At 69.8% G+C, this 22,948-nt stretch carries 18 protein-coding genes; 9 read left to right on the top strand and 9 right to left on the bottom strand.

All coding sequences use genetic code 11. The features are described 5' to 3' along the window. The first annotated feature begins 61 nt into the window (after positions 1–61). The 5 genes from AC16DP_RS37415 to AC16DP_RS37435 all read left to right on the top strand — a co-directional run bounded on the left by AC16DP_RS37415 (position 62) and on the right by AC16DP_RS37435 (position 5,117). Positions 62–769, top strand: coding sequence for a response regulator transcription factor (locus AC16DP_RS37415; protein WP_329726067.1), 708 nt, complete (start codon positions 62–64; stop codon positions 767–769). Continuing rightward, complete coding sequence (locus AC16DP_RS37420; RefSeq protein WP_329726066.1) at positions 738–2,396, top strand: sensor histidine kinase; 1,659 nt, start codon at positions 738–740, stop codon at positions 2,394–2,396. The genes AC16DP_RS37415 and AC16DP_RS37420 overlap by 32 nt, the downstream gene beginning before the upstream one ends. Positions 2,397–2,512: 116 nt before the next feature. Then, entirely contained in the window at positions 2,513–3,073 is a 561-nt protein-coding gene (locus AC16DP_RS37425; protein WP_329726065.1) for a DUF2378 family protein, read from the top strand. A gap of 74 nt (positions 3,074–3,147) precedes the next feature. Next, positions 3,148–4,221 carry a hypothetical protein gene (locus tag AC16DP_RS37430; protein WP_329726064.1) on the top strand — a complete coding sequence of 358 codons (1,074 nt, stop codon included), beginning with the start codon at positions 3,148–3,150 and terminating at the stop codon, positions 4,219–4,221. Further along, the gene (locus AC16DP_RS37435) at positions 4,218–5,117 is read left to right on the top strand and encodes a fumarylacetoacetate hydrolase family protein (RefSeq protein ID WP_329726063.1); all 900 of its coding nucleotides are present in this window, start codon (positions 4,218–4,220) and stop codon (positions 5,115–5,117) included. The genes AC16DP_RS37430 and AC16DP_RS37435 overlap by 4 nt, the downstream gene beginning before the upstream one ends. A gap of 13 nt (positions 5,118–5,130) precedes the next feature. Here the strand turns inward: AC16DP_RS37435 and AC16DP_RS37440 are convergent, their stop codons facing one another. From AC16DP_RS37440 to AC16DP_RS37450, 3 genes are read right to left on the bottom strand one after another with little or no spacing between them, the layout of a single operon-like run. Next, complete coding sequence (locus AC16DP_RS37440) at positions 5,131–6,183, bottom strand: alpha/beta hydrolase (protein WP_329726062.1); 1,053 nt, start codon at positions 6,181–6,183, stop codon at positions 5,131–5,133. 50 nt (positions 6,184–6,233) lie between these two features. Beyond that, entirely contained in the window at positions 6,234–7,790 is a 1,557-nt protein-coding gene (locus AC16DP_RS37445; protein WP_329726061.1) for a GMC family oxidoreductase N-terminal domain-containing protein, read from the bottom strand. Between the two features lie 9 nt (positions 7,791–7,799). Continuing rightward, positions 7,800–10,091 (bottom strand): GMC family oxidoreductase, encoded by a 2,292-nt coding sequence (locus AC16DP_RS37450; RefSeq protein ID WP_329726060.1) that lies wholly within the window; start codon positions 10,089–10,091, stop codon positions 7,800–7,802. A gap of 112 nt (positions 10,092–10,203) precedes the next feature. Between AC16DP_RS37450 and AC16DP_RS37455 the strand changes: the two genes are divergently transcribed. After that, a complete protein-coding gene (locus tag AC16DP_RS37455; RefSeq protein ID WP_329726059.1) occupies positions 10,204–11,565 on the top strand; it encodes a cytochrome P450 in 1,362 nt (453 codons plus the stop codon). 9 nt (positions 11,566–11,574) lie between these two features. On the opposite strand, the gene AC16DP_RS37460 is transcribed toward AC16DP_RS37455, so the two are convergent. The 4 genes from AC16DP_RS37460 to AC16DP_RS37475 form a co-directional block, all read right to left on the bottom strand. Further along, complete coding sequence (locus AC16DP_RS37460; RefSeq protein WP_329726058.1) at positions 11,575–12,759, bottom strand: hypothetical protein; 1,185 nt, start codon at positions 12,757–12,759, stop codon at positions 11,575–11,577. A gap of 3 nt (positions 12,760–12,762) precedes the next feature. Further along, a complete protein-coding gene (locus AC16DP_RS37465; RefSeq protein WP_329726057.1) occupies positions 12,763–14,064 on the bottom strand; it encodes a hypothetical protein in 1,302 nt (433 codons plus the stop codon). An 85-nt stretch (positions 14,065–14,149) separates the two neighbouring features. After that, positions 14,150–15,544 carry a hypothetical protein gene (locus AC16DP_RS37470; protein ID WP_329726056.1) on the bottom strand — a complete coding sequence of 465 codons (1,395 nt, stop codon included), beginning with the start codon at positions 15,542–15,544 and terminating at the stop codon, positions 14,150–14,152. 32 nt (positions 15,545–15,576) lie between these two features. Further along, on the bottom strand, positions 15,577–16,200 hold the full coding sequence (locus AC16DP_RS37475) for a TetR/AcrR family transcriptional regulator (RefSeq protein ID WP_329726055.1): 624 nt from the start codon (positions 16,198–16,200) through the stop codon (positions 15,577–15,579). 306 nt (positions 16,201–16,506) lie between these two features. Here AC16DP_RS37475 and AC16DP_RS37480 point away from each other — a divergent pair, with 306 nt between their 5' ends. Together AC16DP_RS37480 and AC16DP_RS37485 are read left to right on the top strand one after the other, a co-directional pair. Next, entirely contained in the window at positions 16,507–16,656 is a 150-nt protein-coding gene (locus tag AC16DP_RS37480) for a hypothetical protein (RefSeq protein WP_329726054.1), read from the top strand. 100 nt (positions 16,657–16,756) lie between these two features. Continuing rightward, positions 16,757–17,464: a glutamine amidotransferase-related protein gene (locus AC16DP_RS37485; RefSeq protein ID WP_329726053.1), complete on the top strand. Its 708-nt coding sequence runs from the start codon at positions 16,757–16,759 to the stop codon at positions 17,462–17,464. A gap of 22 nt (positions 17,465–17,486) precedes the next feature. Here AC16DP_RS37485 and nth read toward each other — a convergent pair whose 3' ends face one another. After that, positions 17,487–18,125 (bottom strand): endonuclease III, encoded by a 639-nt coding sequence (gene nth / locus AC16DP_RS37490; RefSeq protein ID WP_329726052.1) that lies wholly within the window; start codon positions 18,123–18,125, stop codon positions 17,487–17,489. 60 nt (positions 18,126–18,185) lie between these two features. Continuing rightward, positions 18,186–20,429, bottom strand: coding sequence for a site-specific recombinase (locus tag AC16DP_RS37495; protein WP_329726051.1), 2,244 nt, complete (start codon positions 20,427–20,429; stop codon positions 18,186–18,188). 311 nt (positions 20,430–20,740) lie between these two features. Between AC16DP_RS37495 and AC16DP_RS37500 the strand changes: the two genes are divergently transcribed. After that, positions 20,741–22,930: a DUF7151 family protein gene (locus tag AC16DP_RS37500; protein WP_329726050.1), complete on the top strand. Its 2,190-nt coding sequence runs from the start codon at positions 20,741–20,743 to the stop codon at positions 22,928–22,930. The last annotated feature ends 18 nt before the right edge of the window (positions 22,931–22,948 follow it).

A 22,948-nucleotide genomic window follows, 5' to 3' on the forward strand; every position in this document is an offset into this window, starting at 1 on the left:
CGCGCGCATCTAATCAGACTGTTGCCGGGAACGGAGGGGGTGGCCTAGCGTCCGGGACGCCGTGACCGAACGTCCTTCCATCCTGGTGGTCGATGATGATCCGCACCTGCGCGAGGTGGTGGGCTTCGCCCTCTCGCAGGCGGGCTTCCACGTCGAGCAGTCCTCCAACGGACGTGCCGGCCTGGAGCAGGTGCGCCGCTCCGTGCCCGCGCTCATCGTCCTGGACATCATGATGCCCGAGATGGATGGGCTGGAGATGTGCCGCGAGGTCCGCCGCGCCCACGAGGTCCCCATCGTGTTCCTCTCCTCGCGCGATGACGAGGTGGACCGGATCCTCGGACTGGAGCTGGGCGGAGATGACTACATCGCCAAGCCCTTCAGCCCGCGCGAGCTGGTGGCGCGCGTCAAGGCCGTGCTGCGGCGGGCCCGTGCCACCGCGAGCCCCGCGCCCTCCGCGCCCGCTCCCTCGCCCGCCCAGGTGCTGCTGCGCGGGCCCCTGCGGATGGACCTGGACCTGTGGCGCGCGTACTGGAACGGTCAGGAGGTGGTGCTCACCGTCACCGAGTTCCACCTGCTCACCGCGCTCCTGCGCGCACCCGGCAAGGCCTTCACCCGCGACGAATTGATGACGCGCGTCTACGAGGACGTGGTGGTGAGTGATCGCACCATCGACAGTCACGTGCGGCACATCCGGCAGAAGTTCGCCTCGGCGGGAGGCGAAGTCATCCAGACGGTGCATGGCCTTGGCTACCGGCTCGCGATCCCCTGACCGCCAGCGCGCCCGCCCGCGCCTGTGGATGGTCTTCGCCGCGGTGGGGCTGGGAGCGCTGATCATCGCGCTGCTCGGCCTGGCGTTCGTCCGCGTCTACGACAACCAGCTCATCCGCCAGACGGAGTCCGAGCTCATCGCCCAGGGCGTCGTGGTCGCCTCGCTCTACGGCGAGCTGCTGCGCGAGAAGGTCGGGACGGAGGACTATGGCGTGACCCGGCTCGCGTCCTGGCCCTTCGCGTCGCCCTCGGACTCGGAGCTGCGGCCCATCCTTCCCTCGCTCCGGGCCTCGGACGAGGCGTTGCCCGCGATGGAGGATCCCCCCGTCTCCGCCATCCCCGCGGAGCCTCGTGCCCGCGAGGCCGGCAAGCAGCTCTCTCCGCTGCTCGCCCAGGTGCGGCGCTCCACCCTGGCGGGCATCCGCGTGATGGATGCCCAGGGCGTGGTGGTGGCCAGCAGCTCCATGGGGCTGGGGACCACGTTGGTGGCCCGGCAGGAGGTCCAGCGTGCCCTGCGCGGCGAGCCTCGCAGCGTCCTGCGCCGGCGCCTCGCCGATCCCGAGGACGCACCGCTCGCCTCGCTGAGCCGCGACACCGGGGTGCGCGTCACGGTGGTGCTGCCGGTGCTCGAGGGCGAGCGGGTGTGGGGCGCGGTGCTGCTCTCCCGCACGCCCATGACGTTCGCCAAGGCCCTCTACGCGGACCGGTGGAACCTCACGGCCACCGGGCTGGTGCTGCTGGGCGTGGTGGCGTTGATGTCACTGGCCGCGGCGGCGCTGGTGGTCCGCCCGGTGAGGGCCCTGGTGCGGCAGACGCGCGCCATCGCCGCCAGCGCGCCCGAGGGCTTCGAGCCGGTGGCGCGCCCGGTGGTGGAGGAGCTCGCCGAGCTCTCCGAGTCCCTGGCCGGCATGGCCACGGCGCTGAGGGATCGCAACCAGTACATCCGCTCCTTCGCGGCCAACGTGTCGCACGAGTTCAAGACGCCGCTGGCCTCCATCCAGGGCGCGGTGGAGCTGCTGCGCGACAGCGCCGGCGCCATGTCCCCCGAGCAGCGCGAGCGCTTCCTCGCCAACATCGACGCGGATGCCCGGCGGCTCACCCGGCTGGTGCAGCGGCTGCTGGAGCTGGCCCGGGCGGACTCGCTGGTGGCCCGGCCCGCGCGGACGGAGGTGGGCCCGCTGCTGGCGGCGCTGGCCGAGCGGGGCCGGGCGCGGGGGCTGGCCGTGGAGGTGGGGGCGGTGCCCGCGGGGCTCGTCCTGGGCCTGCCCGCCGAGGTGCTGGAGGACATCGTCTGGCAGCTCATCACCAACGCCGCCCAGCATGGGGGCGAGGGGGTGCACGTGCGGCTGGAGGCGGACGTGGCCGGGGAGGGGAGGGCCCGGGTGGTGGTGCGCGACGATGGCAGGGGCATCTCCGAGTCCAACCGGGCCCGCGTCTTCGACGCCTTCTTCACCACGGCCCGCGAGCGGGGAGGCACGGGGCTCGGCCTGACGATCGCCCAGTCCATGCTGCGGGCCTTCGGGGCCAGCCTGGAGTTGTTGCCACCGGAGCTACAACAGCAACGGGGGGCGGCCTTCGCGGTGGTGGAGGCGGCTCCCCGCTTGTGGACGGGCCCTGCCTCGGGCTAGACCCACCCCGCGCGAGGTAGTCCCATGGTAGGCTGCGGTCACGACGCCATAAGTGGGGTGCCTGCGTGCCAAGGGGGCCTGACCCATGGGTCTGGGCACAGCAAGGAAGTAACGCCATGTTGAAGAACGAGAGACTCGTTTTCGATCAGACCGTCGAGGGGCTTTTCGTCCGGGGAATCGGCCCGAAGATCTCGCCCAACCTCCGGCAGCAGTTGAAGCAGGCGGGGCTGGACCTGGACAAGCGGCTGTTGCCGGCCTACCCGGTCGAGGTGTGGGAGCGGTGCGTGGGCCTGGCGGCGAAGACGTTGCACCCGGAGAAGTCGGAAGCCGAGGGCTTCCGGCTGCTCGGCGAGCGGCACATCGAGGGGTACAGCGAGACGATGCTGGGCCGCGCCATCTTCGGCGTGCTGCGGCTGATGAATCCCAAGCGCAGACTGTCGCGCGTGCGGCAGAACTTCCGCGCGGGCAACAACTACCAGGAGGCCCTCATCACGGATCTGGGGCCCACCGAGGTGGACCTGTGGTTGAACGAGCGCGGTCTGCTGCGCCACTTCAAGCATGGAATCGTCCAGGGCTCGGCGCGCGGCGCGGGCGATCTGAACATGCGGGCGGTGCTGCGCCACTTTGACGATGAGGGCGTAACCTTCCGCATCACCTGGACGGAAACAAAGCCCTGACGCCGCGTGACGCGACCGGTTCTTGCCGGGCCACGCCGCCTCTGCGAGGGTTCAGGTTATAGGGGGGTGCCGGTATGCCGACGAGCGAGCAAGCCAACCTGCCACGCTGGAAGAAGCAGGCGGGGTTCTTCGAGATCTGGTTCCTGTGTGTGCTCGACCCGGGTGGCGAGCGCGCCTGGTGGTTGCGGTACACGCTCTTCACCCCGGCTCCGGGCGCTCCAGGTGAGCCCCGGGCCACGCTGTGGGCCGCGGCCTTCGACTGCGCGTCGCCCGACGCGCCCGCGGTGGCGGTGAAGGCCATCCATCCCATCTCCGCCTTCGATCCAGGGACGCCGGGCCGTTTCGGCATCCGCATCGGGGACGCGGAGCTGGCGCCGGGCAAGTGCCATGGCCGTGTCGCCTCGGGCGGGCATTCCATCGCGTGGGATCTGCGCTACACCCCCGAGTCCGGCGAGGCCGTCCGGCGGACGCCGCGGGGCGTGGGGATGCTGCCGCTGGTCACGCACGTCAACCACGCGCACGACGAGATCACCTTCAGCGGCACCGTCACGGTGGATGGCAAGCAGTTCGAGGTGCGCGGGGCTCCGGGGATGCAGAAGCACCTGTGGGGGCACCGGCGCATCGAGGAGCTGACGTGGCTGTACTGCCCGACCTTCCGCGAGGATCCGGAGGCCCGCCTGGAGGCCCTCACCGTCCGCCAACGGCGTGATCGGGGCCCGCGCCTCACGCCCATCTACCTGCGCACCTCGAAGGAGAAGCACGCCTTCCACGAGGTGCCCGGCCTGCTGTTCACGAAGATGGAGACGCCGCGCCACGGCGAGCTGCTCTTCCAGGCGACCTCGGCCACCGTGTCCGTGAAGGGGCGCGCCTGGTGCGATCCGCGGACGCTGGTGGGCTACGCGTACAGGGATCCGCAGGGCTGGGACGTGCACGTGGCCCAGAGCGACGTGGCCAACTGCGAGCTGGAGTTCTTCACGCGCTCCCACCCGTACGCGGCCTGGAAGCCGGACGGGAGGAAGCTCACCTCCGCCGTGGGCGCCCTGGAGTTCCACGGGCACGAGCGGATCCCCGGCGTGCGCTACGTCGGGTGGGACGACACCGTGCTGCCGGACCCGGAGGCGCCCCTCAAGGCGGCGGAGGGCACGTGACGCGCGCCGTCCCGGCCTCGATGACCGCGTTGGATCCGGACCGGACCCCCGGGCGTACGCAGCCGCTGGTGCTGTCGCCGAAGCGGGTGCACGCGCTCGGCCTCACCTACGCGGCCCACATCAACGAGACGGGCAGCGACGCGGGCGGCCCGGCCGTCTTCGCCAAGGACGCCGCGTCGCTGTTGGGGCAGGGGGACGCGGTGACGAGCCCCTCGCGCGACGCGATGCTGGCGGCGGTGGCGAAGCTGGACGCGGCGCTGTCCTCGCGGGTGGCCTCGCGCTTCCCGGAGCTGCCGCCCCTGCTGGACTACGAGGTGGAGCTGGGCCTGGTGCTGCTGGAGGACGTGCGCGCGGACGCGCTGGAGCGCCCGGACTTCGCGCCGCCGGTGGGCTACTTCCTCGCCAATGACGTGACGGCGCGCACGGTGCAGGTGCTCGGCGAGGGCCGGCCGGACCGGATGGCCTTCTGGGGCGCCGCCAAGAGCTTCCCGGGCTTCCTCGTGCCCGGGCCCGTCCTGTGGGTGCCGGACGCGCCCCGGGCCGACGTGTGCCTCGACGTGACGCTCACCCTCACGGTGAATGGGGAGGTGCGGCAGCGGGGCCGGACGATGGAGCTCATCGCCTCGCCGCGCGAGCTGCTGCGGCTGGCGGCGCGCGCGGTGCCCTCGGGGCTGCTGGAGAAGGGCGACGCCGTGCTCACCGGGACGCCCTCGGGTGTGGCCTTCACGGTGCCCGCGTGGAAGCGCAAGCTGGCGGCGCTGCTGCCGGGTTCCACCACGAGGCTGTCCGCCGCGCTGCGCACCCACGCCTCCAACCCGCGCATCCTGAAGGCCGGGGACGTGGTGGAGATGGACGGCGGGGTGCTGGGCCGCCGCCGCATCACCCTCACCGGTTGAGTCCCCGGGTGAGTCAGGCCCGGGCGTCCAGCGCCTGGAGGATCACCGGGTAGGTGTCGCGCGAGGCGGTGCTGCCCATGAAGGTGTCCAGGTGCCCGTACCCCGGGAGCACCTTGCGCTCGTAGAGCGCGGCGCCGTGAGCCTCCCGCAACCACTCGTACGTCTGCTCCGAGGAGGCGGGCAGGTACGTCTGGTTGTGATCGCCCACCACGAAGGTGATGGGGAGCTCGAGGTGCTTGGGGTCCAGGTAGTCGGGCGGCTTCACGGTGCCGTAGCGCCGGAGGTTCTCCTCCTTGCCGTAGTCGTAGCGCACCGCGTGTCCCGCCCGGGCCATCTGCGCCAGGTGGCGGAACGTCTGCATGTTGCAGCGGCCGAACTGCTCGTGCAGCCGCTCGTGCGTCTGCGTGTTGAGCCGCGCGTGCCGGTACAGCCGCCCGTACAGGAAGGAGAGCCGGTGGCACACCGTGCTGTCGCACTCCCGGTACACCAGGTCCACCATCTTGCCGAAGGCGGCCTGGAGCCTCGGGTTCTGCGTGCCCTCGCCCGGGGACATGTAGTTGACGGCCACGTCCAGGATGTCCGGCAGCCGCATGCGGGACTTGAGCAGCGTGGAGCGCGGCACGCGGTGGTGCAGCGCCACCTGCGAGGCCACCACGCCGCGCACGTCCGGCAGGTACCCCGCCGCCAGCGACATGAAGAACGTCACCGAGCCGGCGCAGTGCACCACCGCCTGCACGCTGTCCGCCTTCGTCACCTCGCGCACCTTGCGCACGGCGGCGGGCATGTCGTACTCGGCGGCCTCGTCCAGGGAGAACTGACGCAGCGGCAGCTGCGTGCTGGCGCGCCAGTCCAGCAGCCACGTGTCGTAGCCGTGGCGCACCAGGTACTGCACGAAGTTCTCCGAGATGGTGGGCAGCTTGAACATGCCGCTCCACACCCCGGCCCCGTGCACCAGCAACACCGGGCCCTTCGTGCCGCCCGGGTAGCGGGTGAGCCGCAGCGGGACGCCGTCTCCCGCGATCACCTCGTGCCGCTCGGCGGCCGGTAGCGTGTCCATGAGCCTCATGGAGTCCTCCTCGTTCACGGGGGGCGGCCCCGCGCGGGCCGCCCGGGTTGTCAGAAGCCGCGCGCCGCGGCCTCGGCGATGCGCTCGGACACCGCGCTGATCGTCATCACCGGGTGGAAGCCGATGGAGGTGGGAATCACCGAGCCGTCCGCCACGTAGAGGCCGGGGTAGTTGAACACCTCGCCCTCGGTGGACACCACGCCGCGCTCGGGGGACTCGGACAGGTGCGCCCCGCCCAGGGAGTGTACGGTGATCACCTTCTTGAAGAGCTGCCAGGTGACGAGCGGCGCGTAGGTGCCGCCGTACTGGGAGGCCAGCTCCTGCATGGCCTTCCCCATCCGATCGATGAGCGCCTTGTTCTCCCCGGCGAAGTCCCATTCGATGTCCAGCTTGCCGCCCTTCATCAGCATGCGCCCGTTGGCGTTGTCCCGTCCGATGCCGAAGAGGTTCGTCGTCCGCGCCGGGTCCGCCGAGGTGCGGGCCGGCTTGCTGAGCAGCCCCTTGCGGAAGGCCAGGTCGAGCGCCGGACCCAGCAGGGGCCACAGCGGCGCGCCGAGGCCCTGGAAGGGAGCGCCGATGTTCGGCTGCCCCAGGCCCGTCAGCACCTCCATGACGGGCTTGTTGAAGGTGGGGGCCGCCATGGTGAAGGAGGGCTCGGCGTCGAAGAAGCGCATCACCGTGGAGACGTCCGGGCCCTTCCAGGGCTCCAGGTCCTCCCGGCTGTTGAACACCGAGCCGAGGAAGTCACCGTTGCCCGAGTAGCCATGGCCCAGCCGCGCGCTGAGCCTGGGCAGGGTGCGCGTCTGGTCGCGGCTGCGCAGGAGGATCTCCACCGTGCCCAGCGTTCCGGCGGAGAGCACCACGCGGGCGCCCTCCACGAAGCGCTTCTCCCCGGTGGCCAGGTCCTGGAAGTGCACCCGGTAGCCGCCGCCCGGCGCCGGCTCCACGTGGGACACCTGCATGCGCGGCCACACCGTGGCCCCGAGCGCCTCGGCCCGGGCCAGGTACGTCTGATCCATCGTCTGCTTGGCGCCGTACTGACAGCCGAACTCGCACTCGGCGCACAGCTGGCACGGCTTGCGGCCCGGACCGGGAGACTCCGTCCACGCCACGGCCTCGGGCGGATCGAACACCTCCCGGCCCATGCGCTGGGCGGCGGCGCGCAGCACGTTGCGCTTGCGCAGGTTGATCGACTCGGGCATCGGCGTCAGCTTCAGCTCGCTGGCCACCTTGTCGTAGTAGGGCTCCAGCGCGGCGCGCGTGTAGCTCCTGGGCCAGCGCGGATCCTCGAAGACGACGGCGTCCGGCCGCACGTGGATGTTGGCGTAGACGAGCGAGCCACCTCCCACACCGCTGGCCACCGCCGTGCCGATGCCGGAGAGGAAACGCAGATCGTACAGACCCTGGGCCTGCTCGCGGGAGGCGTGGCGCCAGAGCAGCTCGTTCGTGCGCGTCACGTCCCGGGGGAACTGCCCGGGGGTGTAGCGCCGGCCGCGCTCGAGCACCGCCACCGACTTGCCGGCCTGCGCCAGCCTCAAGGCGGAGATGGAGCCTCCAAAGCCGGAGCCCACCACCACCACGTCATACCGGTTCGCCATCGCAGCCATGTGTCTCTCCTATTTTTCCAGTCGCGGGCGGACGAACACGTCCCACAGCGTGCCCAGGAACATCGAGCCGAAGCGCCAGTACGCGTCCGCCTTCGCCTGCGTCGAAGTGGTGCCGAGCACCTCGAAGGTGGTGAGTTGCTCGGCGAAGTCCTTCTTGTTCAGACGGATGATGCCGCTGGACACCACCGGCCCGTTCTTGTCCTTGCCCTGGCGGATCACCGTGTAGAGCGTAGCGGTCGCCCCCCACACGTCGAAGTCGCCCTGGTCCTTCACTTCCTTGTACCCGTCGAGCAGGTAGGGCTGGCCGTCCTGGCCGATGAAGGGCAGCAGGTAGATCATCCGCCGCTCGTAGAAGCTGTCGGTGTCCACGAAGAGGTTGAAGACGCCGTTCTCCACCCGGGCGCCCTCGGGCGGGGTGAGGCCGGCGACGTGGACCACGCCCTGGGCGATGCCGCCGTGGGCCGGCTCGGCCAGGAAGCGATCCAGGTTGGCCAGGGTGATGGTGACGGTGAACTCCGCCACGCGGTTCGCGTTCTGTCCCGCCTTCTCCGCGCCCGCGTAGTCCTCGGCGGGCGTGTGGCCCGGCGAGTGGAAGCCCGTCATCCGCTCGGTGAAGCGCATGCCCACCACCGGCTGGGTCGAGGCCACCGTGCCGCCCACGGGGATGGTCACCTTGCCCACCAGGTCCTCGCGGGGCGTCGCCAGGGCCCGCTCCGGCGCCTTCCAGTCCGGGTGGCCGAGGATGCCGCGGATGGCCTTCTCCACGTTGCGCTCGGCCACGGCGGCGATGGTGGACGCGGGGTTGACGCCGGTGCTGGAGGGCAGGGCGGCGCCGTCCAGCACGTACAGCCCGGGGTAGCCGTGCACCTCCCCGTTGGGGTCGGTGACGCCGTAGGCCTCGTCCTCGGCCATGACGCAGCCGCCGAGGTTGTGCACGGACACCGGCACGTGGAGCCGCTCCCACAGCGGGTTGTAGGCCACCTGCGCGCCCAGCGCCTTCGCGATGTCCTGACAGAGCTGCTCCTGCGTGCGGTACAGCGGCAGGTTCGAGGGCACGTCCCACTTCGCCTGCAGCTCGCGCGTGAGGGGCACCAGCGCCAGCTTCCCGTTCGCCTTGTCCCGGCCCATGGCCAGGAACACCGACTGGAAGCGCCCGCGCTCGCCGTCGATGGAGGACATCTCCTTCGCACGCTGGCGGAACACCTTCACCAGCTCGCGCTGCATCAGGTCCGTGGGGATCCGCGCCAGGCTCTGGGCCGGGTTGAGCACCTGGAGGGCCGCCGCCACCTGGGCCGGGTGACCGCCCTCCTGGAAGAGGAACCACCGCTTGTCCGGACCCTGGCCCTCGTCCACCACGATGCTGGTGGTGATGGTGGGGCCCACCGCCGGATCCCACGGCTCGCGCGTGTCGAAGGCGAAGGCGAGCAGATCCCCGTTCGCCGAGTAGCGGTAGCCGAGCGTGTCACTGAGCTCGTGCAGCGTGCCCGAGTCGTCCCGGCAGCGCAGCAGCAGCTCCGTGGTGTTCACCGCGCCCGCGCACAGGAAGACGCGCCGCGCGTCCACCTTGCGCTCCACTCCGTCCGCCGCGTGATCCTTGTAGGTGACGCGGTAGCCCGGCGAGAGCGGCTCGATGTTGATGGCCTCGGCCTGGGTGGTCACCTGCGCGCCGCGCTGCTCGGCGACGGCCAGGTAGTTGAGATCCAGCGTGTTCTTCGCCCGGACGTTGCAGCCGATGTCGCACTCGCCGCAGTAGTTGCAGCCCTCCTGCGGCACGCCGAACTTGTTGGGCAGCGCCTCGCCGGCGGGGGTGAAGCGCACGGCCAGATCCGGGTGGAAGAACTGCGCCTCGCGCCCGAGCTTCCGCGCCACCTCGCGCATGCGCTTCGTCTTGGTGGGCAGCCCCCGCGCGGACGTGGTGATGGGCTGCACGTCCAGCATGTACGCGACCAGGTCGTAGTACGGATCCAACATCGCCCGGCCGTAGCCCGCGGGCCAGCCGTTGGCGAAGGTCTCCTCGGGCGGGCGCAGGTGCACGTTGGCGTAGATGAGCGAGCCACCCCCGTAGCCGGCCGACTGCACCACGCTCATGCCCGACAGCAGCTTCACGTCGAGCAGGCCCTGGTTGTACTTCCACAGCCAGCCGTTGAGCGGATTGTCCCAGTCCCGGGGGAAGCCCCCCTTGGGGTAGCGCCGGCCACGCTCCAGCACACGCACGGACAGGCCCGCCTGCGCCAGCCGGCAGGCCGCCACCGCGCCACCGAAGCCGGTTCCAATGACCAGGGCATCGTACGTCTCGGTCATGTCTACCCCCCTGTGGAGCCGCCTCTCCCATGGGAGTGTGTGGGTGGATGTCGGGGCTCCAGAAGCGTCGGGACTTTAACACAGCGCGGCGCCCATGGCATACGGACTGACCATGGAAACACTGGCCTCTCCCGAGAACTCGCCTGGCTCCTCCGTGGATGTCTCCCGCCTGCCGTTGCCGCCTGGCAGCTCGGGGCTTCCCCTCCTGGGCGAGACGCTCGCCTTCGTGCGGGACGGTGGGAAGTTCCTCGAGGAGCGCCGCCGCCTCCACGGGGATGTCTTCCGCTCCCATGTGCTGGGAGATCCCATCGTCTTCATGCTCGGCCCCGAGGCCAACCGGTGGATCTTCGCCGGGGAGAACAAGTACCTGCGCAACCGCTGGCACCTGAGCGCCCGGAAGCTGCTGGGCCAGCAGTCCGTCGCCATGATCAACGGCGGCGCCCACCTGGAGCGCCGCCGCCTGCTCGCTCCCCACTTCACCTACGCCGCCATGCGCCACTTCGTGCCGCGCATCGAGGCGCTCGTCCACCAGCACTGCGAGCAGTGGCTCTCGGCGCCGCAGCCCTTCAGGGCCGTGGACGCCGTGCGCGCGCTCGTGTTCGAGGTGGCCATCGTTCTCCTGGTGGGCGAGAGCCGGGTGGACGCGGCCTACATGAGCCGCTTGTTCAAGCGATGGGCGGCGGGGCTCTTCGCCGCCGTGTCGCTGGACATCCCCTTCACCACCTTCGGCCGGGGAGTCGCCGCCGAGAAGGAGATGCGCGCGTACCTCACCCCGCTGGTGGCCGAGCGCGAGAAGCTGGCCGAGCAGCCCCCCGACACCCTCGGCTCCCTGCTCTCGGCGCGGGACGAGCAGGGCCGGCCGCTGCCTCGCGAGACCGTGCTCGACGAGCTCCAGCTCCTGCTCTTCGCCGGTCATGACACCACGGTGACGGCCACCTCCAACCTGATGATGCTGCTGGGCCGGCACCCGGAGGTACTGGAGCGGTGCCGCCAGGAGCAGCAGCAGGTGGCGGAGAAGGGGCCGCTGACGCTGGAGTCGCTCCGGGCCATGCCCTACCTGCACCAGGTCATCCAGGAGGTGATGCGCCTCATCCCGCCCGTCGCGGGCGCCTTCCGGGTGACGACGCAGGACGTGGCCTACGGTGGCTATCGCATCCCCAAGGGGTGGCAGGTCTCGCTGGGCATCCGCGGCACGCACCACGGCGCCACGTGGACCTCCCCCGAGCGGTTCGATCCGGATCGCATGGGCCCCGAGCGCAACGAGCAGAAGCCACCGGGGACCTACATTCCCTTCGGCGGTGGCCCGCGGGTGTGCGTCGGGCAGCACTTCGCCATGGTGGAGATGGCCGTGGTCGCCGCCCTGCTGGTGCGCGGCTACCAGTGGGAGCTCGTCCCCGGCCAGGATCTGAGCCCCATTCCCTTCCCCATCCCGCTCCCGCGCGATGGCCTCCTCGTGCGCTTCTCACGGCGCTGAGTCAGCACCTCACCGGAAGTAGCTCTGGGAGATGTCCACCGAGTAGCCCAGCTCCAGCGTGGGCGCGGAGGCCGCCACGAGGTACTGGCGGAAGTGGAGCACCTTGCCGGGCAGCGGCGTCTGCGTCTCCAGTCCGTTGCTCGCCTCCGTCTCCTCGTACTGCTCCATGCTGCCGCCGTCGCGCCGGTAGTTGAAGACGGCCGGGAAGTGCGCCCGGGCCCGCACCGTGGCCACCGGCCAGGACACCCGGGGCAGCGCCAGCTTCAGCCGGCCGGACAGGTGGAAGACGCCCAGGTCCCTCGCCAGCACCACCTCCAGCGAGGCCTCCGTCTCCCCGAACCGCGCCGGAGCCACCTTCAGCTTCAGCTTGCCGTCCTTCTCGGCGGGCACCAGCGGCACCGAGTCGAGCAGCACCCGCTCGAGCCGGTGGCCCTCGGGCAGCTCCAGCTCCAGTTCCTGCTCGCGATCCAACCGCAGCGCGTAACGCACGCGCACCGCGGCCTTGCCCTCCAGCGTGGACACCCAGGAGGCGTGGGCCTCGGGGATGCTCGGCTCCAGCGGCGGACGCACCACCTGGCGGGCCACCTTCGGCGCCACCGCCGTGCGCCAGCCGAGCCGCAGCACCCCCTGTCGCGGGTACACCTCGGAGTCCTCACCCCAGGAGGTGGCGGGCTCGGTCACGGTGAAGGCCGTGGCATCCGCCTTCAGCCGCAGCGGCACCGGCGTGACGTGGGAGCCGAAGCGCAGCTGCACCTGGCGATCGGAGCCGCTGCCCGTGGGCCGCAGCACGAGGCTGACGTCGAAGCTGTAGCGGCCGGGCTCGCGCGTCACCAGGGTGAGCTGGTCCTCCAGCGCGCCCACGGTGGCCTTGTCCAACGTGGGGAGCGCCGTCAGGTACGTGTCCGCGTCGAGCCGCAGCAGCCGCACCTGGGTCCAGCGCTCGCTGGCGAGCACCTCCACCTCGAAGTGCGCGTCCACCAGCAGGGCGTCCGCGGTGAGGCGTCCCTCGAGCTGGCTCTTCACCACCAGCGCATCCGTGGGCGGGGCGGGCGGGGCCTGCTCCGGGCGCTTCGCGTACAACGGGAGCAGCTCCTCGAGGGGAATGGTCGCGGAGCCCGAGACGGTGGCCGGGGCAAAAGGGGAGCTGGCCGAAGCGGTCAGCAGCAATCCGAGTACGAGAGAAGAAGTCCACATGGTTCACCTCGCTTCCTGGGCGATGGGGGCGTGCGGCGGTTCACCGCCGGGGGGGAGATCCGAGAGCAGGGCCCGCACACTCGCGCGGGTGGAGAGGGCCATCAGGCCGAGCAGCGCCGCGAGGATCTCCAGCGTGTAGATGAGGCCGGTGTAGCCCTGGAGGATGACGGCGGTGGTGGGCACCACGAGCGTGGCCGCCCAGACGCCCGCCAGGTGCGCGCTCTTCTCCTGGGGATAGAGGCGCTTCGCGTAGACGACCACCGCCGCGCCGAGGCCGAGCGTGGCCACCGCATAGGCCACGTAGAAGTTCATGAAGGCCGCGAGGTAGGCCAGCAGCACGAAGAAGAAGCCGTACGCGGAGGCCAGCAGGTAGGACTCGTAGAAGGCGAGCGGCCGGCGGTGGCGGATGCTGAAGGCGGCCATCAGGGCCAGCAGGGCGAGGAAGGGCACCCAGGCGCGGCCCGCCATGGTGGAGATGACGAGATCATACGCCTCCACCGAGGGGAGGATGACACCGAGGCTCACGCCCGACTCGAGCGACTGGAAGGCCCAGTCGAGCGCCACCGTGCCGCGCCCGGTCTCCACCCGGCTGGCCGAGAGCACCTGGGGCGGATAGTCGAAGTTCTCGCCCCCCTCGACGGCCATGTGCAGCCGCACGTCACGGGCCGGCAGGGCGGGATCCAGCTTGTAGATGAACGAGTCGAGCCCCCGGGCGCGGTAGCGGATGGAGAAGGTGTTGGTGGCGCCCTGGGAGATGCGGCCCGTCCAGACGAGCCGGTTGCCGGACTCGCCGAGGTCCAGGTCCGACTCGGCGCCGTTGACGAGGAACTGCAGCTCCGAGAGGAGCACCTGGGACTTGTCCACCTCGATGGGGAAGATGAAGGCCACGTCGATGTCGTGGCCCTCGCGGTTGAGGACGGCGTAGTCGGCGGAGATCGTGAAGTCGAAGCCGGAGAAGTAGCGCAGGCCCCGCTTGCGGTAGTTCATCCGGGACTGCACCTGCACGTGCTGCTTGTCGAAGGGCAGGGGCTTGAGCTCGGTGAAGATGGTGCCGCTCTGCACGTAGCGCAGCGAGGGCGCGGGCTGGACGACGGGGGCGCCCCAGCGCTCCTCCACGTCCCGGGCCAGCTCCGAGCTGGCGAAGTCCGTCCGATCCGCCACCTGGCCGGCGATGACCGCCGTGGCGAAGACGACGATGAGGAGGCTGCCGAAGACGTGGTGGCGGACGAGCCACCTGAACGCGCGCCGGACCGGCGAGTCCGGTGGACGCGGTGAGGGCGTGGGAGGAAGGGTGTCTGGGCTCATGGGCCCAGAGTGGGACAGGGGGGTGCAACGGGAATGGACGCCCCGTGCACCCCCCGAGGAATGTTCGTGCAGAAATCGTGGAGGACTACGGCATGGTGAACAGGCAGCGGGTGACGGGGATGATGATGTCCGCCAGCACGTACAGGTAGTACGTCCTGCCACTCACCAGCGCGTCGGGCTGGCCGGACGCCGGGAAGCGCTGCGACAGGCCCGTGGGGACCACGCCGTACCGCACCGTCCCGCTCGACACGGGGGTTCCATCCACCGGCACGTCGATGCGCCAGAGCGTGCCCGTGGGCAGATCCAGGTTCGGCGGCACCGTCGGCGACGTGGCGCTGGCCTCGAGCACGTACACATACCGCGCCTTGCCGCCCCTCCAGGTGAGCGTCCCGTCCGCGGCGACACCCTCTCCGTTCTCACAGAGCGAGGGCCGGAAGAAGCGCTGATCGTCCAGCGGACCCGCGCCGTACGTCTGGCCCGCGAAGTCCTCGCGCTTGTAGCCCCGGTGGAAGAGCTCGGCCTCGAAGAAGCTCATCATCCGCACCGGATCCGTCGTCACGAAGATGGAGTCGTGCGGGTTCTCGGGGCCCGCTCGCGAGAAGCCGTTGTTCTGCTCACGCGGGTACGCGCCGAAGCCCACCGTGTTGATCCACCCGGCGCCCATGGCCAGGCCTCGCGGATGGAAGGAGTTGAGGAAGTTGCCCGGCGACTCGACGTACCAGTTCGACGGGCCCTTCGGCGCACGCGTCGAGTGGCAGCAGACACACGCCGTCGACTCGATCTGCGACCTCACCCAGTTGGCCTCCGCCACGTACGCCGGATCCTGCATGCGCGCGTCCTCGCGCTCCGCGTTCTCCGCCGGCGGCACCGGGTAGTACGGACGCTGCGTGCGCACGCGATCGCAGCTCGCGTAGTCCATGAAGCTGCGGCCCGGCTCGGTGGCTCCGGAGATCATCTCCCACGTGCAGACCTTTCCGCCCGGCGACATCCCGGCGGGCTCGCCCGGCTTGGGATCCACACAGTTGAGCACCGGCTGCTGGAACGTGGGCAGCCCCGTCCCTCCACCGCTGTCCTCCACCTGCCCGCCGCACACGGGCGCCGGGTCGAACACGCCACCGCCGAACAGCTCGCACCCGCGCTGCATGGAGCCACACTGCTGCGCGTCCACTCCGGGGAAGCTGATGCGCGTCCACCGCTCGTTCTCGCCCCCCAGGAAGCAGTAGCCCAGCCGCTCCGGCAGGTTGCACGCCGAGCCCAGCACCGCCGTCGAGCCCTGATCCTTGCAGTCCTCCACCGCGGCCTCGTCGGTCCACTCACCGACGTAGTCGCGGCACTCCTCCATGCTGCTGAACCGGTTCGTGTAGACGCAGTGGCCCACCACCTTCTCCGGGACGGTGGGGACTTCACCCCCTCCGCCACACTGACAGCCCGCCACGAGCAACAACACGACCAGCACCGTCGATAGACGCGGTGAAAGCATGGACAACTCCCCTGTTGGAATGAAGCGTGGAACTAGCTCTTCGCGTAACCCTTCAAGAAGCCGTCCAGGTGCTGCTCGATGAAGCGCTCCAGGACGAGCGGACGGCAACGGCGGCCCTGCAACTGATGCTGGTGGAAGAGCCCCAGCAGCAGCGGTGACATCAACGCGAGCGCGGCCACCCGCGCATCCGGCACGGACAGCTCTCCTCGCGTGTGGAAGACAATCAGCAGCTCCTCGACGGAAACCAGCGTGGGCTCGAGGATCGACGAGACGTAGATCTGCCCGAGCTCCGAGTCCGCCATGCCCTCGGCGAAGCCCGCGGCGTGCATGCCGCCCAGGGCTCCCGACCACGCGGCGGCGATCTGCCCCAGCAGCTGGGTGAAGGCCTCTCTCGCGGGCAGCTCCGCCAGGGACTTCGCCCAGGCCTGGCGCTCCTGTCCGAACTTCAACAGGTAATCGAAGGCGGCCTGCACCACGCCGTGGCGATCACCGAAGTAGTGCCTCAGCGTCCCGGGATCCACCCCGGCGCCCTCCGCGAGCACGCGCATGCTCGGGTGCGAGCCGCCCGACATCAGCATCTGCTGCGCTACGCTCGCCAGGAGCCGCGAGCGCGTCTCGTCATGATTGCGGTTCCGGGCTCCCGATATCCTTCCCATGATCGAGATGGATATTCGGCGAATATTCCCGAATCAAGCCGATCGTGTGGGTTTATATCCTTCCTCGGTGGGGAGATTTATCGGCCTCGGGGATGGCCGCCCCGTACCCGCGGTGCGGCTGGGCTTCGCTCGCATTGCCGATGAGTCCGAGCTCGCCGAGGCGGTGCGGCGCATGGCGCGCACACTCCCCAGGAGCCCTCGTGCGCCGAAACGGGAAATATCCGGGAGAACAGGAAAAGCTATCCGGCTCTGAGGCAATCCCCTATCGTCACCGCGCTGCACTTCAAACCCCCCAAGGAGCACCCCATGAAGCGCGTTCTCTTCGTCGCCGTCGCCGCCATCGCCCTGGGCCTGGGCCTCGCTTCCGCCCCCGTGCAGGCGGCCGATACCTGCGCGCCGTATTGCTACAAGCACCCGATCACGGGCGAGCTGGTCTGCACCTCTCCCTGCCCGTAAGGGCTCGGAGCTCCGGCTCCGCGGCGATGAAGGCCTCATCCGGGCTTCCCGGGTGGGGCCTTTGCCGTTACGGTGCCCGGACTCCCATCCAGGAGGCGCCATGCGCGCGGTGGTGATGCAGCACGAGGAGCACGAGGGGCCAGGGTTGCTCGGTCCGGCGCTGGAGGCGGCGGGCTTCACGCTGGTGAAGCGCTTCCGCACCGTCAAGCGCGAGGACCTGAACGCGGAGCTGGTGGTGGTGCTCGGCGGCCCCATGGGCGTCTACGAGGCGGATCGCCATCCCTTCCTCGGCGAGGAGCTGGCCCTGGTGACCGAGCGGCTCGCCCTGGGGCTCCCGGTGCTGGGCCTGTGCCTGGGCGCGCAGCTGCTGGCGGCCGCGGCCGGCTCCGAGGTCTTCGTCGGGAAGAACGGCCTCGAGGTGGGCGTGGCCCCCGTGCGCTGGACGAAGGAGGCACTCGCCGATCCCGTCATTGCCGGCGTGCGCCCGCGCACCCCGGTGGCCCACTGGCACCAGGACACCTTCAAGGCCGTGCCCGGCGCCACGCTCCTGGCCTCCACGGATCGCTACACCCAGCAGGCCTTCCGGCTCGGCGACTCGTATGGCTTCCAGTTCCACCTGGAGCTCACCGCGGACGAGCTCGACCGCTGGTTCACCCAGGGTGCCGAGGAGCTCGTCGAGCTGTACGAGAAGGACGTGGACGAGCTGCGCTCCCAGCTCCCCAAGCTCCGCACGGCCGAGGCCGAGAACCGGGAGCTGCTCGAGCGGCTCGCCCACCACTTCGCGCGGGTGGCTCGCGCCGCCCGGTGAGCACCGGGTGGGGCGGGGCGTCCTACTCCTCGATGCCGATCTTCGGGCAGATGTCGCTCATGGGGCAGGCCTCGCACCTGGGCTTGCGAGCCGTGCAGGTGTAGCGGCCGTGCAGCACGGTCGCGGGCCCGAAGAAGGTCCACTGGTCCTGGGGGACGAGCTTCATCAGATCCTTCTCGATCTCCTCGGGCTTCTCCTTCTTGGAGAGGCCCATTCGCTGGCTGACGCGGGCCACGTGGGTGTCGACGATGACGCCCGAGGGGAGGTTGAAGGCGGTGTTGAGCACGACGTTGGCCGTCTTGCGGGCCACGCCGGGCAGGGTGATGAGCTCGTCGATCGTCTGGGGCACCGTGCCGCCGAAGCTCGCGAGCAGCTCGCGGCTCATGGCCTGCACGGACTTCGTCTTCTGCTTGAAGAAGCCGGTGGGCTTGAGGTCCTCCTCGAGCGCGGCGGTGTCGGCCTCGGCGAAGGCCTGGGGGCCGGGGTACTTCTTGAAGAGGGTGGCGGTCACGCGGTTGACGCGCTCGTCCGTGCACTGCGCGGCCAGGATGGTGGCGACGAGCAGCTCGAAGGGGGTGCTCCAGTTGAGCTCGTAGCGGGCACCCGGGTGGGCCTCGTGGAGGCGGGTGAGGAGGGTCTTGGCGGTCTGGGCGGCGGTCATGGTCGTGCTCGGGAGGGAGTGGCGACGGAGACGCAGTCTACCGGGCCGAGCCCGGGCGCTTCACCTGCTCTGATGTGGAGTACTGGGAGGGGTTCTACTCGGAGCGAGAGGCATTCCGTGGAAGCCCTCTCCACCTCGGGTGGAAGCGCGCGGGCGCGCCGCCGATCGCACGCCGTAGCGCGACGAGGGTGGGGGCGCTGGCAGCAGGGTCACGGGGGGAAGGACGAACTCGGACAGGGAGCGCAGGCCGCCCGCGAGCACCGCGCCCGCCAGGCGCAGGAAGCCCACCGGCTCCAGGCCCCGGGCCCGCACCGCCGCGGAGAGCCCCAGCGAGAAGCTCACGGCCAGGTTGATCACCCCCACGCAGAGGATACCCACCACGGCCCAGAGGAAGGCCGGCTCCACGAGCCGCTCGGGCCCCAGCGCCGTGCCGGCGAAGGCGAGGGTGCCGGCACTGAGGGTGACGTGCCGCACGTCCATGGGCAGACCGAAGAAGCGGCACACCGCGGGCGTCATGCCCAGCAGCAATCCGAGGCTGACATTGGCGCCCAGGCCGCACGCATGACGCGCGAGGGCCTCGCCCAGCCACTTCGCCCGGGCCTCACCGAGCAGACAGCGCAGGCCGGGGTGACGCGCGAGCGCCTCGGGCAGGCGCTGGTAGTGCACCCAGTTCTCCAGCCAGCCGCCGAAGACGCTCGAGCACCACAGCAGCACGCCGGTGAGGGCTGCGAAGAGCAGGGTGCCGCTCTTCAGTGGGTGGAGCGAGCGCACCACGTACTCCGCCTCGCTCGGCTCCAGCAGTGGCTGGCCCCGGAGCGCCTGGAGGACGAGTCCCACGACGGTGACGGTGGCCACCACCGCTCCGAGGTTGCCGAAGACCGAGGCCAGCTGCGAGCGGGTGATGCAGGCCAGTTGTCGCACCAGGCTGTGCATCCCCTTGTCACCGGCCTTCACGTCCATCGAGGCCGCCAGGGCCGCGCCCGTCATGGAGGGCTGCTTGGTGGCAAGGGTGAAGCCGAGCAGCTGGATGAGCAGGAAGCCGAGGGCATAGTTGGTGGCGGCCGCGAGCCCCTCGAAGAAGAGGGGGAGCGCCGCGAAGGTGATGGCCAGCTTGAGCGCCGCGGTGCCCGCGGTGAGCAGCCCGCCGCCGGCCGCCGCGCTCACCATCCGGTGGTACTCGTCCTGGGTGGTGGCGATGTAGTGGCGGCCCACCTCGCCGGTGTGCTCGAAGATGCGCCGCGAGATGCACCGCACGCTGCTGCGGAAGAGCGCGGCCACGCTGCGCTCCCGCGCGTGCGCATCCACCAGCGAGGACAACAGCCGGAGGGCGGCGCCAGGGGTGGCGTGGACGCGGTCCGGGGCGAGCAACCACAGCAGTGACTCCAGCCGATCCAGGGCGTGGCCGAGCTGCTCGAGCCGGTAGACGAGATCCGTCCCCACGGCGTGTGCATCCATGTGGCGCAGCACGCGCTGCGTGGCGGCGCGGCAACCGGCGATGGCCTCGGCGCAGACCTTTCGCCGCCGCTCCACGGTGGAGCCCTGCGCGCCCGTTCGCACCTCCCATCGCAATGCCTCGCACGCGCGCGGCAGGCGGACGAACGGGGAGTGCTCGAGTGGCCCCGGAGGCAGCCGCGCCAGCACGTCACTCGCCAGACCGAGGGCACTCGCGCGCGCGGCGAGTACGAGCACCGCGTCCTCCACCGCCTCCGTCAACGGGGCGAAGGAGGGCGCTCGCAGCAGGGCACAGAAGGCCACCACCAGCTCCTCGGACAACTCATCCAGCCAGGCCTGTCCCTCCTTCCCGGGGAACAGGCGCCATACGAATGGAGAGAGGTCCCGTTCGTCCGGCGCCGGGGGCACCAGCCGCTGTCCGAGCCGCGCCACGGCATCCCCCAGGAGGCCTCGTGCGGCGGACAGGCCCGGCTCGGTGAACAACCTCAGCGCGGACGTCTCGGCGAGCACCGACGCGAGGACATCGCGCAGGGACTCGCACCACGCGGGTGCCTCGCCGAGGACCTCCACCAGCAGCCGCAGGCGCGCCGAGCCCGGGGACTCCACCGGCGCCAGCCGTCCGCGCCGCGAGGGCGTGGCACCACGAGCCTGGAGCCAGCGGACCAGCTCCTCCAGCCACGTCAGGCGGGCCGCGAGCGGCTCCTGGGGCCGGGCCGATGTCAGCAGCGCATGCAGCTCGCGCAGCCGCTCCTCCGCCTCGGGGGTCCTCGGGTAACAGGTCAGCAGTTGTTCCAGCGCGGGCGAGGAGAGGAGGGGCTCTGTGCGCGGGGCGGGAGCGGGACTGATGAGCATGGGTGAAGAAAATTTTGTCCTCAAATCAACAAAGTGGGAAATGGGAGGACTCGGGCCTGCCTGCTCCTCAGACGGGTCTGCCGCATGCCGCACTGTCCGAGCAGCCTGCCCATGGCGAGCTTGAACCAATTTCTTACATGATATGAATCAAGCATGTTTGCCTGCTGATCGGCCGTTATTCCTGGCGCCTCGCTGGTGCGGGTCCGGTGTCTTGACGGTGATAGGGCAAACACAGTTCTCTTCCGCGCACTGATGCGTGAACGGACCGCGATGCGGCGTGTCCCACGCTTCTGCAATCCAGGAGAGGTTGAATGTCCCAGCAGTGGAGTTGGCGTCCGTCTGTCGTGGCCGGTTTCGTCTTCGCGATCACCGCGTGTTCTTCGCCCTCGGAGGTTCCGGGCGCGGACGGGCAGGGCGGTACTTCCAGCAGCAACGGCAAGAACGCGGCCGTCCGGCTGATTCCGGAGGCACCGGGCGCCCGCTGCCCCCAGGGTGGCACCGCGCTCCAGACGGGCCTCGATCACAACGGGGATGGCTCGCTGAGCGACGACGAGGTGGAGCAGACCTCGTACGTGTGCAACGGCAGCGGCCCCCAGGCTGGCGGCATGTCGCTCGTGAAGCTGATGCCCGAGGCGCCGGGTGCGCGGTGTGCCTCCGGTGGCACCGCCGTCCTGTCCGGGCGCGACACGAACGCCGACGGGCTGCAGGGGGACTCCGAGGTCACCCACACGCAGTTCCTCTGCAATGGGCAGGGCGAGAAGAAGGGCAATGCGTACCTGATGAAGATGCTGTCCGAGGCCGCCGGCTCGAACTGCCCCCAGGGCGGAACGGCCGTCCTCGGTGGTATCGACGTGAACGTCAACGGGCAGCTCGAGAGCACCGAGGTGACGACGACGCAGTACGTCTGCACCGGATCGGCGGGCGTGAGTGGTACCGAGGCGCTCGTCAGGCTCGATGCCGCGCCGGCCAGTGCGAACTGCGGCCAGGGTGGCACTGCCGTGAAGAGCGGCTTCGATGCGAATGGTGACGGAACGCTCGGCACCGGTGAGGTGACGAACACCACGTTCGTGTGCAACGGGCTCACCGCGACGCTGGACCCGAACCGGGGCGAGGCCCTCGTACGGCTCGATTCCGAGCCCGCGGGCGCCAACTGCGCGTACGGCGGCACGGCCGTGAAGACGGGTTTCGACTCGAATGGCGACGGAACGCTGAGCGATTCCGAGGTCACGACGACCCAGCTCGTGTGCAGCGCGGCCAATTTCTTCCGGACGAAGTGGGCGAACAACCAGCCGGGAAGCTACGAATCCGGTGAGATCACCAACCTGTGGGTCCCCGTGTCGCGCCGGGTCTGGATCTACAAGAGCAGCGATACGTCGCGTATCAAGCTCACTGTCTCCGACAATTTCCGGGTTGGTTTCAACCTCAACGGAGGGAGTGGTTATTACTCGGTGCGCATGAACGGCAGTTCGATCAACTGCGACGCCCGGCAGTACAACGCGAACACGGCTGGCTGGAACCAGAACTATCACCTGCCTTTCGCCAACGTCTGCCTCACCGATCAGCTCCCGAAGGGGCTGTACGAATTCGACGTGTGGACGATGGCGAGCGGAGGAACCAGCTACATCGGTCATGTAACGTCCGGCAGTGCGTTGCTTCTCGCCGAAGAACTCGATGGCTCAAAGCCCTACGCCTTTTCCAAGGCGGGGGGGTGGAGCGGTACGGCCGTCCCGTCATACTCAAAGATGAGCGGGCGTGAAGTCACGTTCCTCAAGCAGTCCGCGTCCACGCTGCTCAAGGTGACGCTCGCGGATACTCTACGTGTGGGCTACAACCAGAACGGCGGGCACGGCACGGTGATGGTGCGGCTCGATGGGGTCAACACCAACTGCTACACGGGTAAGTATGACGCCCAAGGAACAGGCGGTGATCTTCACAATCCATTCGTGATGACCTGCATCCTGCCGAACGTCTCCGCTGCTCAGCACACGTTGGATGTTGCCCTTTCAGCGAACTCGGGCGGTCAAGCGTCCCTTGGCTGGGAGCGGAGCAGTCCGCTCCTCCTCGTCGAGGAACTCCCGAACACGGGGCTCACCTACTCGAACATGGGCTTCGCCAGTGGCGAAATCTCTGGTGTATGGGCCGGCGTCGGTGCGCGACAGATCGTTCATTACGTCAGCGCTCCCGGAAAGACGGTGAAGGTCACGTACTCGGACACGTTCCGCGCGGTCGCCGGCTGTAATGGGCGCATGGGCCAATTCCAGCTGTACGTCGATTACCAGCCCACCGGGTGCATCAACGGCCAGTACGTGTGGAATGCGGGTGCCGTGCAGGACCATCACCATCCGGCGAACCTGACGTGCATCATTCCGAATCTGACGCCCGGCTTCCACACGTTCTCCATCTGGTCGACCACACTGCATGGGGACGGAAGCACCTGCGGCTCGAACTACTTCGGCTGGAACCGCGGGCAGAACCTCCTGCTGGCCGAGGAACTGCCGTAAGCGCTCCTCCCACTCGCG

The organism is Archangium sp., from assembly GCF_057119385.1.